This window comes from Altererythrobacter chaiwopuensis (assembly GCF_054957735.1).
This window is the reverse complement of the sequence record NZ_JBTXJF010000001.1, coordinates 1,679,261-1,691,866: the sequence shown is the minus strand read 5'-3', so window position 1 is coordinate 1,691,866 and position 12,606 is coordinate 1,679,261. Positions and strand designations below refer to the sequence as shown.

The window sequence follows — 12,606 nt, the reverse complement described above, 5'->3', positions numbered from 1 at the left end:
TATCTTCCGGAGAAGGATTCCTTCATTGCCGAATGCCCCCGGCTTGCGCGACCAAACCCATCAACCCGCCGTCAGGCCCTGTGTATAACTTAACTAACCGGTTTACGAATTTATTGACCAGATTACCTGTTTTTCAAGTAATTCATCTGACAAACGTTAATCCTGTTAAGTTAACCTGACTAAAAAACGAATCAATTTATATTTCCGTTTACCATAATACGTCCGGAGGTGAAGAAATCTGTTCGCATTAAAGGACAATGCACTGGCAATCAGATTTCGATCAGGATGCGAACCATGCTGGCGTCCAGGCCCAGCGCCCTGGCTATCTGGTCACGGCTGGCATGCAGCAATTGGGAAACACCCACAGGATGATGCGCCGAAATCAGCTCTTCTGCATTCAGCCCCAGCACTTCCGCGATCGCGGGAATGCGGTCATCCACGGGGCGAGCCTTGCCCTTTTCCCACGCCCAAACGGTGGGTTTGCTGACGCCCAGCTGGTCGGCGACCTGGGCCAGGGTTAGCCCCCGGGCCTTGCGGGTCTGCTCCAGCTTCTTGCCCAGTCCGGCGCCGAGCAAGGCGGGGTCCACAGGCGCAGCGGGCATTGGGGGAAGCGGCGCCCCCGCCCTGAGCTCGACCGCGCTGAGCGCGGCGGTGCCGATGGCGCGATTGAACTGGCATCCGAACAGGCGGCCGCTTGACCACACGACGCGAGCAACCACCGCTCCCTCATGGGGGAGATCGACTTCAATTTCCGCACCAGAGCCGAGTTCAAGCTCAGTCTCGATCAGCATGCCGGTTGCCGAGACGTTGTGCACGGTGACATTGGCCCGTTCGCTCGTTGCAGTGCCGCCGCTTGTCTTAAGGTATAGATAGCGTCGGTCATGCAGCCGCGAATCAGGCCCGGCCGTGTCTTGAAACAGTTGCGCCTCGATCGGGATGGTTTGCTCTCCTTGCTAGACCCCAAGAGGTCGTCCGAGAGCATTAAGATTCGGTTATCGGCCACGCTCGGCGCGACGCCATGTGCTACCTTCGCGGCGGGTTGGCCAGCCAGGCGCAGGGGATCAGCCGCTTAACCGGGGCTGCCACTAAGCAGCCTCATCCTTGGCATCGAGGCCATAGGCAGTGTGGAGCACGCGCACGGCCAGTTCGGTCTCGTCCTCGTCGATCAGCACCGAAACCTTGATCTCGGAGGTCGAGATCGCCTGGATATTGATCCCGCGATCACTGAGTGCGCGGAACATGGTGCTGGCAACACCGGCATGGCTTTTCATCCCTACGCCCACCACGCTTACCTTGGCGATCTTGTTGTCGGTAATGATACGGTTGAACCCGATTTCCTCGCGCTTGTCCTCCAGCAGCGCCTGTGCGCGGGCAAGGTCGGCTTGAGGTACAGTGAAGGTCACGTCAGTCTCGCCTTTGTCGCGGCCGACATTCTGGATGATCATGTCGACATTGATCGAGGCAGCAGCCAGCGGCTCGAAAATATGCGCCACAGCGCCCGGCTTGTCAGGTACGCGGGTAAGAATCACCTTCGCTTCATTCTTGTCATGCGCGATACCGGTCACGAGTTGGCGTTCCATGTTGCCGTCCTCCACTAGCTGGCTCATTTCATCATCCGACACGATCAATGTGCCGGGCAGGTCGTCTGCGGGGACCGCGTCATCGCCCAGGAAGCTAGAGAGCACCTGCACGCGGACGCCCGCTTTCATCGCCAGGCCGACCGAGCGGGTCTGAAGCACCTTTGCCCCGACCGAGGCCAGCTCGAGCATTTCCTCATAGGTCACGGCCTTGAGCTTGCGCGCCTTGGCCACGATCCGCGGATCGGTGGTGTAGACCCCGTCGACATCGGTGTAGATATCGCAGCGATCGGCATGCACTGCCGCAGCAACCGCCACAGCAGAAGTGTCAGACCCTCCGCGCCCAAGCGTGGTGATCCTGCCGTCATCGCCGAGCCCCTGGAAGCCAGGGATGACGGCAATTTCGCCTGCCTCCATCGAAGCGATCAGTGCATCCGCCTCGATCGATTCTATCCGCGCCTTGGCATGCGCTTCGATGGTGCGCACGGGCAATTGCCAGCCGAGCCAGCTGCGCGCCCTGCACCCCATCGATTGCAGGGTCAGCGCCAGCAATCCGCTGGTCACCTGCTCGCCGCTGGCAACCACCACGTCATATTCCGCCGGATCATAGATCGCGTTGGCTTCGCGGCAGAAATTGACCAGCCGATCGGTTTCACCCGCCATGGCCGAAACAACCACTGCCACCTGGTGCCCGGCGGCCTGCTGTTTGCGCACGATATTCGCCACGCGACGAATGCGCTCGGTCCCCGCCATCGAGGTGCCGCCGAATTTCATCACGATGCGTGCCAAGGCTTTTGCGCTCCAAGCTGGTTCGAATCTGTGCGCGCTGTTAGGGACGCACAATGACAAAGGCAAATGTCACAAATGTAACCATCCGCCCAGAGGAAGCAGCGCATTTTTCATCGCTGGCGCGCGAATGGTGGAATGCCAAGGGCCCGATGGCTTCGCTGCACCAGGTCAATCCGGTGCGCCTCGCTTTCCTGCGCGAAGCGATCGACCGGCACTGGAGCGGCGATATCCGCGCGCCCCGGCCGCTCGCCGGCAAGAGCGCGCTCGACGTGGGCTGCGGCGCCGGGCTGGTGTGCGAGCCGCTGGCCCGGCACGGCGCGCAGGTGACCGGCGTCGATGCCTCAGCCGAGAATATCGGCGTCGCTAGCGCGCATGCCGCAGGTGCCGGGCTCGACATCCGCTATATGGCGGGCGAGCTCGCCAGCCTCGATCTCGGTACCTTCGATCTCGTCACCTCGTTCGAGGTGCTGGAGCATGTGGCTGACAAAGGCGCTTTCCTTGCAGCCGTTGGTGCAAGCCTCAAGCCTGACGGCCTGCTGGTCATGTCCACTCCCAACCGCACGGCGGCGAGCCGCCTGCTGCTGGTCGAGGCGGCAGAGCGCATCGGCTATGTCCCGCGCGGCACGCATGACTGGAACGACTTCGTGACGCCAGAGGAACTCGCTGACCTGCTGGCCGAGGCTGGCCTGGCCATAGGGGAAGTGCGCGGAATTGCGTGGCGCCCGGGCAAGGGCCTCCACCTGTCCGATGACGTGTCACTAAATTTTATCTTCAGCGCAAGGCCGGCGAATTTGTAACCTTAGTACCCTGATCTGCGTAAATCGAGTAATACGATGCTGAAGATTTTTATCCGAATTTTGGCCGTCAGCGCACTTGTGCCCGCCTCATATCTGGCGTGGCATTGGGCAATGGCAGTTGATCTTCCCGATACGCCCAAGCCCAAAACCGTTGTCAGTCACGGATTTCAGGAGCCAGCAAAAATTGCCAGCGCTTGGCTTGCCAAGCATCGCACCGACATCAACGTGCCGGCAATTTCAGCGGCAGTGGCAGTGAACGGAAAGCTCGTCTGGGCAGAGGCACAAGGATGGGCCGATATTGATCGCAGGCTTGCAGCAACACCGCATACGACTTTCAGGATCGGCAGCACGTCTAAGGCATTCACCGTTAGCGTGACCGGGAGGCTGCTGGAGAAAGATATCATCGAATTGGATCAGCCAATTTCGGCTTACATGCCAGGCCTTCCATCCCATTGGCAGGATCTTACCTTACGCCAGCTGCATTCACACACGGCCGGCCTTCCCGGCTATGAGGAAAACAATGACTGGATCGGCGCGCTCGACTCGTTCCTGCTCTGGTCGCACTATGACAATGTTGCCGACGCGCTCGACCAGTTCGATGGTAGTGATATGCTGTTCACGCCGGGGGAAGATTTCCACTATTCATCGTTTGACGTTGCTCTGGCTTCAGCCGTCCTTCAATCCGCTGCGGACAAGCCATTTCTAAAATTGCTGGATGCCGAAGTCGCCGCACCGCTAGGCCTGTCGAACACGGGCGCTGATCACCTGCCCGACGATCCGCCTGGCCGGGCCACGTTCTATGATCGCCAAGGGGATCAATTTTATCCCTGGAGAGAGGTCGATTTGAGCGGCAAGCTTGCCGGTGGCGGTCTTGCCAGCACTCCTGCCGATATGGCGCGGCTGGGCGCAGCCTATCTTGGCGGTTCCTTTCTCAAGCCCGCAACAGTCGCAATGCTGTGGGAGCCGCAACCCCTGACCAATGGCGATATCAACGAGCAATCCTATGCGCTAGGCTGGCGCAGTACGAAGCATTCGGCAGACGAGCTTGGACTTGACCCCTCAAAATTCGGCGACGAGGTGTGGATTGTTCATCACGGGGGAGTGAGCAAGGGTTCGATGGCGTGGCTGGTTGTCTACCCCGATTTCGACATCGTCATTGCAATGGCCATCAATGCCCGGGCTGACAATTTCCAGGATTTTGCAGCACCTGCTTCCCGACTGGCAGAGATCTTCCTGCCCCAAGGCCAGCCACAAGATCGTTGATTGCCGCGCCCACAACTGGCTAGCCCGATCAGCGCTCTGCCAATCCTTGCCCGTTCCGCGCGCTGACTGCACCGCCGGGATCGTCGGCAAACACGCCCGAAACCCCTGCCCGGCCAAGCAGGCCAAGCAATGCAGCCTGGTCGCCTCTGCCCGCATCACCGCCGCTGCCACGCAGGCTGGCAGGCAGGAAGGCATTTTCGGGGCGGAGCGTCCAGGCGTGGAGTGCGAGCCCTGCCGCCTTCGCATCGGCGGGTAGCGAAGTGGGGGTGCCATCGGGCCCGAGAATCATGGCGATATGCGCCGCAACCACATCGGCATATCGGGCGATCTCCGCCAGCCCGGTCGGCGTGATCATTTCCGCATAGCGCATCGCGGGCTCATCGGCCGGGCCATCCTCGGGCTTCACCAGCTGCACCAGCTTGAAATCGCTGCGCTGGCCAAGCCGCCGCAATGTCCCTACCTCGAAGCTCTGGATGAATACCGGATCCGCCGCTGTAATGCCGAGATTGCGCAGTTCCTTGAGCAGCAGATCGACCATGTCGATCCCCGCCTCCTGCAGCAGGAAGTTGGGATGCTTGAGCTCGGGATAGAGGCCGATCCTGCTTCCTTTGTCCGCCTCTTTCGCCCGTACCAGTTTCACGATCTCTTCCAGCGTCGGCACCTGATACAGCCCGTTGAAGCGCGCATTGGCCGGGCGAAAGGCGGGAATCCGCTCTTTGGCGCGCAGGGTGCGTAGCTCTGCAAGAGTGAAATCTTCCACAAACCAGCCTGCAATGCGCTGGCCATCTACAGTCTTTTCACGGCGGCGATCCTCGAACTCTTCCCGGCTGGCAACATCGGTAGTGTCCGATAGCTCGTTCTCGTGGCGTGAAACCAGCACCAGGTCACTGGTCACGACCAGATCGGGCTCGATATAGTCAGCCCCCTGATCGATCGCGCGTTCATAGGCGGCCAGCGTGTGCTCTGGCCGTTCTGCACTTGCGCCGCGATGGGCAATAATCAACATGTCATCACCCATTGCATTGGCCGCCGCCGGGAATGTGGCTGCCAGGCTCACTGCGGTTAACAGGCCGATAAAGCCACAATTTAACCTCACCTTAGCAATGATCCCTGTATTTTTGCGGGCTATGTTCAAGAAACTGCTCCTTGCGACCTTGATCGTGGTCATCGGCATGTGGGGTGCCGGCTATGATGTTGCGGGAATCAAGGATGATATCTGGAACGCCGCCAACAAGCAGGCGGGCGCCATGACCGGTCGCGCGCACATGGAAGGCAGCGACTGGGGCGACAGCGCCACTTAAAACGCCGCGTTCCATTCACTTTCCTTGAAGCCTACCAGAATGCCACCTGCGTGCTCGATCACCGGGCGTTTGATCATGCCTGGATATTGCGCGAGCAATGTGACGGCCTTGGCGGCGTCGATATCGGCCTTTTCTTCATCTGACAGCTTGCGAAAGGTCGTGCCGCGGCGATTGAGCACGACATCCACGCCCTTGGCCTCGATCCACTCCGCCAATTTGGCCGGATCGGCACCTTCCTTCTTGTAGTCATGAAATGCGTAGGCGATGCCTTTTGCATCAAGCCAGCTGCGGGCCTTCTTCACCGTGTCGCAATTGGGAATTCCGTAAAAATGGATCGTCACTTGGTGGTGTCCCTTGCTTCGAAATGGTGGATACGCGGATTGTCGCAGCCGAACAGCGTGTAGCTGGCGTAATATTCATTGCGGCCATTATCCTGTGCCGCGCGGTGTTCTGCCACCTTGCCCCAGGCGCGGGCGGCCGCCTCGCTTTCCCATTCGGACAGCGCGATAACCTCGCCGTCCTCGGCAGTGAAGCTCTTGAAGCCGAGAAAGCCGGGTTGCACCGAGGCAAGCGCGAGCATGGCGTCAGCCTCGGCATCATATTTGGCCTGAACCAGATCGGCACGTTTGCGATTGCGAAACACCACCAGATACATCAACCGGTTCCCCTGAGATGGGCATCAGCGATCGCCACTGCCAGTGCATCGGCGGCGTCGGCCCCGGCAATTTTCGCCCCCGGCAAAAGTATCTTGAGCATGGCCTGGACTTGCGCCTTCTCGGCCCCGCCGGTGCCGACAACGGCCTTCTTGACCAATCGCGCGGCATGCTCGCTGACGTGAAGGCTGGCCGCGCCGCAGGCAGCCAGCACTGCGCCGCGCGCCTGCGCCAGCTTGAGGGTCGATTGCGGGTTCTTGTTGGCGAAGACTTCTTCCGCCGCAGCCCGGTCGGGCGAATGGGCAGCGATCACCGCGGCGATCGCGCCATGCAGGTGATCGAGCCGCTGCGCCATCGGCGCCTTGGAATCCGTCTTGACCTCGCCGTTGGCGATATGGATGAGGCGCGATCCCTCGACCCGGATGACGCCCCAACCGGTGCAGCTGAGCGAGGGGTCGAGGCCGAGGATCAGCATATCGGAATCATATCCGGATGCCGATGCGCGGACCGAATTGCACCATGATGAAATAGAGCGCCACGGTCAGCGCGCAGCCTGCCGCGAGCGTGATCCAGAAGCTGAAACCCTGGCGCAGCATCAATGGCATCAGAAGAAACATCGGGAGGCTGGGCAGGACGAACCAGAAGGTTGCCTCGGCATGGGTGGCCATGTTTTCGGCATCCGGGCGCGCATGCCAAAGGAAGATCATGCCCAGGATCGAGACCAGGGGTAGTGAGGCGATCAGCGCCGCCATCGCGGGCAGCCGCCGGCCCACTTCGGCAATCGCCGCGATCATCGCACCGGCAAGCAGCGCCTTCGCGACGAAGCTCCACATCAGCCGATCTTCTCCATGATCTCGTCGCTGATCTCGTAATTGCCCCACACAGTCTGGACGTCATCATCGTCATCCAGCGCATCAACCAGCTTCAGCAATGTCGCCGCGCCCGATTCGTCCATCTCGACGGTGATATTCGGCTTCCACGCCAGCTTGACGTTTTCCGCTTCGCCAAGCACGGCTTCGAGCGCGCTGGCAACAGCGTGAAGGTCGTCGGCAGCGGTCCAGATGGTGTGGCCATCTTCGCTGCTTTCAACGTCGACTGCACCCGCTTCGATCGCGGCTTCCAGCAGTTTTTCCTCATCGCCTGCACTGGCCGGATATTCGATCAGGCCAAGCCGCTCGAAGCCGTGTTGAACCGAACCTTCAGTGCCCAGATTGCCGCCGTTCTTGGAAAAGCAGGTGCGCACATTGGTGGCCGTGCGGTTGCGGTTGTCGGTCAGTGCCTCGACAATGATCGCGCTGCCTCCCGGGCCATAGCCTTCATAGCGCACTTCCTCGTAATTATCTCCGTCATTGGCAGATGCCTTGTCGATTGCACGCTGGATATTGTCCTTCGGCATCGATTGCGCCTTGGCCGCATTGATCGCAAGGCGCAGGCGCGGATTCATGTCCGGATCGGGCATGCCCATTTTCGCCGCGACTGTGATTTCGCGCGAAAGCTTGGAGAAGAGGTTTGAGCGCTTCTTGTCCTGCGCGCCCTTGCGATGCATGATGTTCTTGAATTTGGAATGGCCTGCCATGGGATGTCGTTTCGCAAATCTCGATTGGTGGGAACAGGGGGTCGCATTAGCCGCATGACGCGTAAAATCACAAGCCTTCCCGCGCATATCCATGCGCAAGCGGAATGGGCGAGCTATTTGGCCTTCGTTAAACTCCCGGCACTTCCCGAACAAACCGCTCCATTCGGATTCGGGAGTTTGAAAGCGGTTCTCCGCATGCTGGTGCTTGATCTGGGTATCATGCTGGTGCTGGTTTCTGTCGCCTTGCTGGCCCTGATGGTTGGCGTAGACCTGCCCCAAACGGCGTTGTCCGGCTTCGAGATCGATCTGCGACTGGCCCTTATGGTGGTTATCGCCGCGCCTCTTGCCGAAGAAATCCTGTTTCGTGGCTGGCTGTCGGGGCGGCCCGGCCATCTGCTGGCATTTCTGGTTATGCTAAGCGGGGGAACAGCAGTCACTCTCACCTTTGCTGCCCGTGACCAGGGACAATATCTGGCTGTGCTGGTGGCCACCGCATTGCTTGCCTTCCTGGCAATCCTGTTGCTACGGAACCGGCCTGCACTTGGCTGGTTCCGCGCCATCTTCCCGATCATCTTCTGGCTCAGCACTTTCGCCTTCGCTTCGATCCACCTGCTGAATTATGAAGAGGGCAGCCTCGCTATCCTGCTGCCACTCGTACTGCCGCAATTCGTGCTGGGCACGATCCTGGCCTATTTGCGGGTCCATTACGGGCTGTGGAGCTGCGTGTTGCTCCATGCCGCGCACAACGGGCTGATCCTGGGTGTTGTGGCGCTGGCGAGCGCTTTTGGCGGCTAGCCCGAGACGGGCATGCTCCGCTCAAGAAAGGCGATGACCGCAGCATTGAAGGCATCGTTCCTGTCGCCTGCTACCATATGGCCCGCGTCGCCCACATCCACGCTTTCGGCATGCGGCACCTTGGCGCGGAAAGCTGCGATGCTGGCATCAGACACCATATCGGACAGCTTGCCGCGCACGACCAGCACCGGCACATCCGGCCGTTCGCCCAGCCTCATGGTTGAACGCTTCAGGGGATCGTGGAACTTGCTCGGATCTTCAACTCCGAACATTACCGGATCCCAGTGCCAATAGAGCCGGCCATTGCCGCGCAGGCGCAGGTTCTTCATCAAACCGCTCGGATCTTCTGGCCGCGGACGCTCAGGGTAATAGGCTGCCACCGCGTCTGCCGCCTCATCCAGCGAGGCAAAGCCTGCGTGGTGCGCATTCATGAAGCCGACGATGCGCTCTACCCCTGCCGGTTCCATGTCGGTGACGATGTCGACCAGCACCAGCGCAGCGGGCGAAGCACCTTCACCGATCGCATGAATGGAGGTGAGCCCGCCCATCGATGCGCCAACCAACGCGTATGGCCCGTCATGCCCGTCGACAATGGCATGAATATCCTTGATCCGGTCATGGATCGAATAGGCCTGTGTCGGTGACCACTCGCTTTCGCCATGGCCACGGGCATCCAGATTGACCACACGGTAGCCCGCGGAAACGAGCGCGCGCATGGCGCCTGCCCAGCTGTGCCGGGTCTGCCCGCCGCCATGCATCAGCAAAACAAGCGGCGCAACATCCGGCCCACCGACATCGCCGGTTAGCACTAGCCCATCCAAAGCGGTGAAGCGCGCGGGGCGAAATTCGAACGGGTCCTGATCGGCCATGAAAGCCCCTTGCAAAGGTCAACAGATGGCCGCGCGTAAAACCCGCCGCCCGGTATCACAATTACCCAATTGCACAGCAAGCCGGTGCCCCGCCGCCATACGGTTTCAGACGGCTAGATTCTGACCGCTGTTCCACTGGCCGAAACCATCAGCATCGAGCCGGTATCGCCGATCACTTCATAATCGAGATCGACGCCGACCACGGCATTGCCGTCGCGCGCGCCGCATTCGGCCTGCAGTTCCTGGATCGCCTGTTCGCGCGCCTCGGCCAGGATGCGCTCATAGCTACCCGAACGGCCGCCCACGATGTCGCGGATATTGGCGAAAAGATCGCGGAAGATATTGGCACCGACGATTACCTCGCCGGTGACGATGCCGAGATACTGCTGGATTGGCTGCCCTTCGATCGTGGGTGTGGTGGTGACGATAATCCCGCGTGCGTCTTTCCAGGGTCCTGCCATTGTCCTTCTCTCCTTAACCGAGGCCGAGCGCGGCCTTGTACGTGTCGAGCACCATTTCCATTTCGGCCCGATCATCGGGCTTCATCTTCCGCAGGCGCACGATCTGGCGCATGATCTTGGCGTCATAACCTACCGCCTTGGCTTCGGCATAGACATCACGAATATCGTCGGCGATGCCCTTCTTTTCTTCCTCGAGGCGTTCAATGCGTTCAATCAAAAGGCGCAGGCGGTCATCGGTGGCTTCAGCCATCTGGTTCTGTCTCCATTGGAATGAGAATCGGTCGGACCAGCGATAGCCAGCGACCGGGGCGGCGTGAACCCGCCCCTGGATCAATCCACCTTATTTTTCGCTTACTGGTTCTTTTTCAGGCTTGCTTCCATCGCAGCAAGCTGTTCGGCGGTCGCGGGGCTTTGCCTCGTCGCCTTCCACTCGTCTTGTCGCATGCCATGAACCAACTCTCGCGCCGCAGCCTTGTCGCCTGCATATCCCGCATCACGGATCCAGTCTGCCAGGCAATTGCGGCAAAAACCCGCCAGCCCCATCAGTTCGATGTTCTGCGCATCGTGGCGATGGCGCAGATGCCGGACCAGCCGACGGAAGGCAGCGGCGGCCACCGCATCGTCCAGCTGATCAAGAGCATCGCCAGAAGTAACGGGCGCATTCGTATCCATGGTTACTATTCCTTGTCTTGCAATATAGCTGTGCCATAGCAGTTTGCCATGTCCAAGCCCTCACTCAACCGGCTCGATCCGCGTAACCGCAAGGTCAAGATTCTCGCCACTATCGGCCCAGCCAGTCGTTCGCCCGAGATGCTGCGCCGCCTGCTCAAGGCCGGAGCCGACGCCTTTCGCGTCAATATGAGCCACGGCGAGCACAAGGTGCACGGCGAGGCGATCCGGGCGATCCGCGCGCTGGAAAAGGAATTCAGCCGCCCGATCGCGATCCTGGCTGACCTGCAGGGGCCCAAGCTGCGCGTGGGCACGTTCAAGGAGGGGCAAGCGGTGATCCGCCATTCGGGCCACTTCACGCTCGACCGCAATCCCGAGCCGGGCGATGAAACACGGGTCTGCCTGCCCCATCCCGAACTGTTCGGAATTCTGGAAAAGGGCCAGCGGCTGCTGATCAATGACGGCAAGATCCGGCTGAAGGTGATCAAGGCGAGCGCAGACGAGATCCTTTGTTCGGCCGAAGTCGGCGGCGTAATATCCGACCGCAAGGGCGTGAATGTGCCCGATGCCGAAGTGCCGATCCCGGCGCTGACAGAAAAGGACCGCCGCGATCTTGCTTTCGCTATCGAGCAAGGCGTTGACTGGGTGGGCCTGAGCTTCGTGCAACGCCCCGAAGATCTGGCCGAAGCGCGCAAGCTGATCGGCGGCAAGGCCGCGCTCTGCGCCAAGATCGAAAAACCGATGGCGGTTCGGCGGCTGACCGAGATCATCGAACAATCGGACGGCATCATGGTGGCGCGCGGTGATCTGGGCGTCGAGCTGGAGCCCTATGAGGTTCCGCCGCTCCAGAAACGCATCGTCAACGCCGCGCGCACGGCAGGCAAGCCGGTGATCGTCGCGACGCAGATGCTCGAATCTATGATCGAAAGCCCCACGCCAACGCGCGCCGAAGTGTCCGATGTTGCCAACGCGGTCTATGACGGCGCCGATGCGGTGATGCTCTCGGCCGAAACGGCAGCGGGCGAATGGCCGGAAGAGGCAGTGTCGATCATGGACAAGATCGCGGTGCAGGTCGAGCGCGACGAAGGTTACAAGGCGCGAGTCCGGTTCCTTGCGACACCCCCCGATGCAACTACATCTGACGCGCTGGCACACGCCTGCATGACCATCGCTGACACCGTTGCAATCAGCGCAATCAATGTTTTCACATCCTCCGGCTCGACCGCCCGGCGTGTGGCGCGCGAGCGGCCCGGCGTACCGATGCTGGTGCTCACCCCTTCACAGCGCACCGCCCGGCGCATGGCGCTCTTGTGGGGCGCGCACGCGGTGATGACCAAGGATATCGGCAGCTTCGAAGAGATGATTGCGAAGGGCAAGCGGATGGCCCTGCGCCATGGGTTTGGCACGGCCGGCAGCAAGCTGATCGCGCTGGCGGGTGTGCCGTTCGGGACGCCGGGGAGCACGAACCTGCTGCATGTCGTGACCCTGGCGGGTGACGAGCTGGAGAAGCATGGGGGGTAGAGCCCGGGCCGCCTTCGCCGAGCCGGAACAAACTTTAAGCATGGGCGTTGAGTGCCGAGTGGGTTTGCTCACTCAAAGTTTGGAAAGGAATCGTCTAGTGCGGGGTATCCTGGGACTCGTTGTAACCATCGTGGTGATCGTACTGGTGCTCAGATTTATGGGCGTGCTTTAGCCCTTTTCACCCCGGATAGACCGCTTCTGTTCGTCGGCGGCATATTCGTCGCCCATTGCGGACGCTCGCAGACTGGGTAATCTCTGTAGCATGAATAAGTTATTTGCCGCGGGCCTTGCCGAGGCTGAGAGTGAGGGTGCCGTAAAAAGAGTCACTCATAGCC

17 protein-coding genes are annotated in these 12,606 nt (G+C 60.5%); 5 read left to right on the top strand and 12 right to left on the bottom strand.

Annotated elements, in window-relative coordinates; genetic code table 11:
* Window positions 1–269: 269 nt before the first annotated feature.
* Both ACX3VQ_RS08225 and ACX3VQ_RS08220 read right to left on the bottom strand, forming a co-directional pair.
* Window positions 270–887: a helix-turn-helix domain-containing protein gene (locus ACX3VQ_RS08225; protein ID WP_462580734.1), complete on the bottom strand. Its 618-nt coding sequence runs from the start codon at window positions 885–887 to the stop codon at window positions 270–272.
* 198 nt (window positions 888–1,085) lie between these two features.
* Window positions 1,086–2,366: an aspartate kinase gene (locus ACX3VQ_RS08220; protein ID WP_462570508.1), complete on the bottom strand. Its 1,281-nt coding sequence runs from the start codon at window positions 2,364–2,366 to the stop codon at window positions 1,086–1,088.
* A gap of 53 nt (window positions 2,367–2,419) precedes the next feature.
* On the opposite strand from ACX3VQ_RS08220, the gene ubiG reads away from it, so the two are divergent.
* Window positions 2,420–3,163 (top strand): bifunctional 2-polyprenyl-6-hydroxyphenol methylase/3-demethylubiquinol 3-O-methyltransferase UbiG, encoded by a 744-nt coding sequence (ubiG, locus tag ACX3VQ_RS08215; RefSeq protein WP_462580376.1) that lies wholly within the window; start codon window positions 2,420–2,422, stop codon window positions 3,161–3,163.
* A 111-nt stretch (window positions 3,164–3,274) separates the two neighbouring features.
* Window positions 3,275–4,426, top strand: a complete 1,152-nt coding sequence (locus ACX3VQ_RS08210) for a serine hydrolase domain-containing protein (RefSeq protein ID WP_462580375.1) — start codon at window positions 3,275–3,277, stop codon at window positions 4,424–4,426.
* A gap of 28 nt (window positions 4,427–4,454) precedes the next feature.
* On the opposite strand, the gene ACX3VQ_RS08205 is transcribed toward ACX3VQ_RS08210, so the two are convergent.
* Window positions 4,455–5,432, bottom strand: a complete 978-nt coding sequence (locus ACX3VQ_RS08205) for a glycerophosphodiester phosphodiesterase family protein (RefSeq protein WP_462580374.1) — start codon at window positions 5,430–5,432, stop codon at window positions 4,455–4,457.
* Between ACX3VQ_RS08205 and ACX3VQ_RS08200 the strand changes: the two genes are divergently transcribed.
* Complete coding sequence (locus ACX3VQ_RS08200) at window positions 5,431–5,727, top strand: hypothetical protein (RefSeq protein ID WP_462580373.1); 297 nt, start codon at window positions 5,431–5,433, stop codon at window positions 5,725–5,727. The genes ACX3VQ_RS08205 and ACX3VQ_RS08200 overlap by 2 nt on opposite strands.
* Here the strand turns inward: ACX3VQ_RS08200 and ACX3VQ_RS08195 are convergent.
* From ACX3VQ_RS08195 to ACX3VQ_RS08175, 5 genes are read right to left on the bottom strand one after another with little or no spacing between them, the layout of a single operon-like run.
* Window positions 5,724–6,068 carry an arsenate reductase gene (locus ACX3VQ_RS08195; protein ID WP_462580372.1) on the bottom strand — a complete coding sequence of 115 codons (345 nt, stop codon included), beginning with the start codon at window positions 6,066–6,068 and terminating at the stop codon, window positions 5,724–5,726. The two genes, ACX3VQ_RS08200 and ACX3VQ_RS08195, sit on opposite strands and share 4 nt — an antisense overlap.
* On the bottom strand, window positions 6,065–6,382 hold the full coding sequence (locus ACX3VQ_RS08190) for an antibiotic biosynthesis monooxygenase family protein (protein ID WP_462580371.1): 318 nt from the start codon (window positions 6,380–6,382) through the stop codon (window positions 6,065–6,067). The genes ACX3VQ_RS08195 and ACX3VQ_RS08190 overlap by 4 nt, the downstream gene beginning before the upstream one ends.
* Entirely contained in the window at window positions 6,382–6,855 is a 474-nt protein-coding gene (gene ruvC, locus ACX3VQ_RS08185) for a crossover junction endodeoxyribonuclease RuvC (RefSeq protein ID WP_462580370.1), read from the bottom strand. The genes ACX3VQ_RS08190 and ruvC overlap by 1 nt, the downstream gene beginning before the upstream one ends.
* A 7-nt stretch (window positions 6,856–6,862) precedes the next feature.
* Complete coding sequence (locus ACX3VQ_RS08180; RefSeq protein ID WP_462570514.1) at window positions 6,863–7,213, bottom strand: DUF3147 family protein; 351 nt, start codon at window positions 7,211–7,213, stop codon at window positions 6,863–6,865.
* Window positions 7,213–7,956: a YebC/PmpR family DNA-binding transcriptional regulator gene (locus ACX3VQ_RS08175; protein WP_462570515.1), complete on the bottom strand. Its 744-nt coding sequence runs from the start codon at window positions 7,954–7,956 to the stop codon at window positions 7,213–7,215. Before ACX3VQ_RS08175 ends, ACX3VQ_RS08180 begins: the two co-directional genes overlap by 1 nt.
* Before the next feature lie 177 nt (window positions 7,957–8,133).
* Here ACX3VQ_RS08175 and ACX3VQ_RS08170 point away from each other — a divergent pair, with 177 nt between their 5' ends.
* On the top strand, window positions 8,134–8,751 hold the full coding sequence (locus ACX3VQ_RS08170; protein WP_462580369.1) for a CPBP family glutamic-type intramembrane protease: 618 nt from the start codon (window positions 8,134–8,136) through the stop codon (window positions 8,749–8,751).
* On the opposite strand, the gene ACX3VQ_RS08165 is transcribed toward ACX3VQ_RS08170, so the two are convergent.
* The 4 genes from ACX3VQ_RS08165 to ACX3VQ_RS08150 form a co-directional block, all read right to left on the bottom strand.
* Window positions 8,748–9,620: an alpha/beta fold hydrolase gene (locus tag ACX3VQ_RS08165; RefSeq protein ID WP_462580368.1), complete on the bottom strand. Its 873-nt coding sequence runs from the start codon at window positions 9,618–9,620 to the stop codon at window positions 8,748–8,750. The two genes, ACX3VQ_RS08170 and ACX3VQ_RS08165, sit on opposite strands and share 4 nt — an antisense overlap.
* 113 nt (window positions 9,621–9,733) lie before the next feature.
* On the bottom strand, window positions 9,734–10,081 hold the full coding sequence (locus ACX3VQ_RS08160; protein WP_462580367.1) for a heavy metal-binding domain-containing protein: 348 nt from the start codon (window positions 10,079–10,081) through the stop codon (window positions 9,734–9,736).
* Window positions 10,082–10,094: 13 nt separating this feature from the next.
* Window positions 10,095–10,331, bottom strand: a complete 237-nt coding sequence (locus ACX3VQ_RS08155) for a DUF2312 domain-containing protein (RefSeq protein WP_203111360.1) — start codon at window positions 10,329–10,331, stop codon at window positions 10,095–10,097.
* 101 nt (window positions 10,332–10,432) lie between these two features.
* Window positions 10,433–10,753, bottom strand: a complete 321-nt coding sequence (locus ACX3VQ_RS08150) for a DUF1244 domain-containing protein (protein WP_462580366.1) — start codon at window positions 10,751–10,753, stop codon at window positions 10,433–10,435.
* 48 nt (window positions 10,754–10,801) lie between these two features.
* On the opposite strand from ACX3VQ_RS08150, the gene pyk reads away from it, so the two are divergent.
* On the top strand, window positions 10,802–12,271 hold the full coding sequence (gene pyk / locus ACX3VQ_RS08145) for a pyruvate kinase (protein WP_462580365.1): 1,470 nt from the start codon (window positions 10,802–10,804) through the stop codon (window positions 12,269–12,271).
* The last annotated feature ends 335 nt before the right edge of the window (window positions 12,272–12,606 follow it).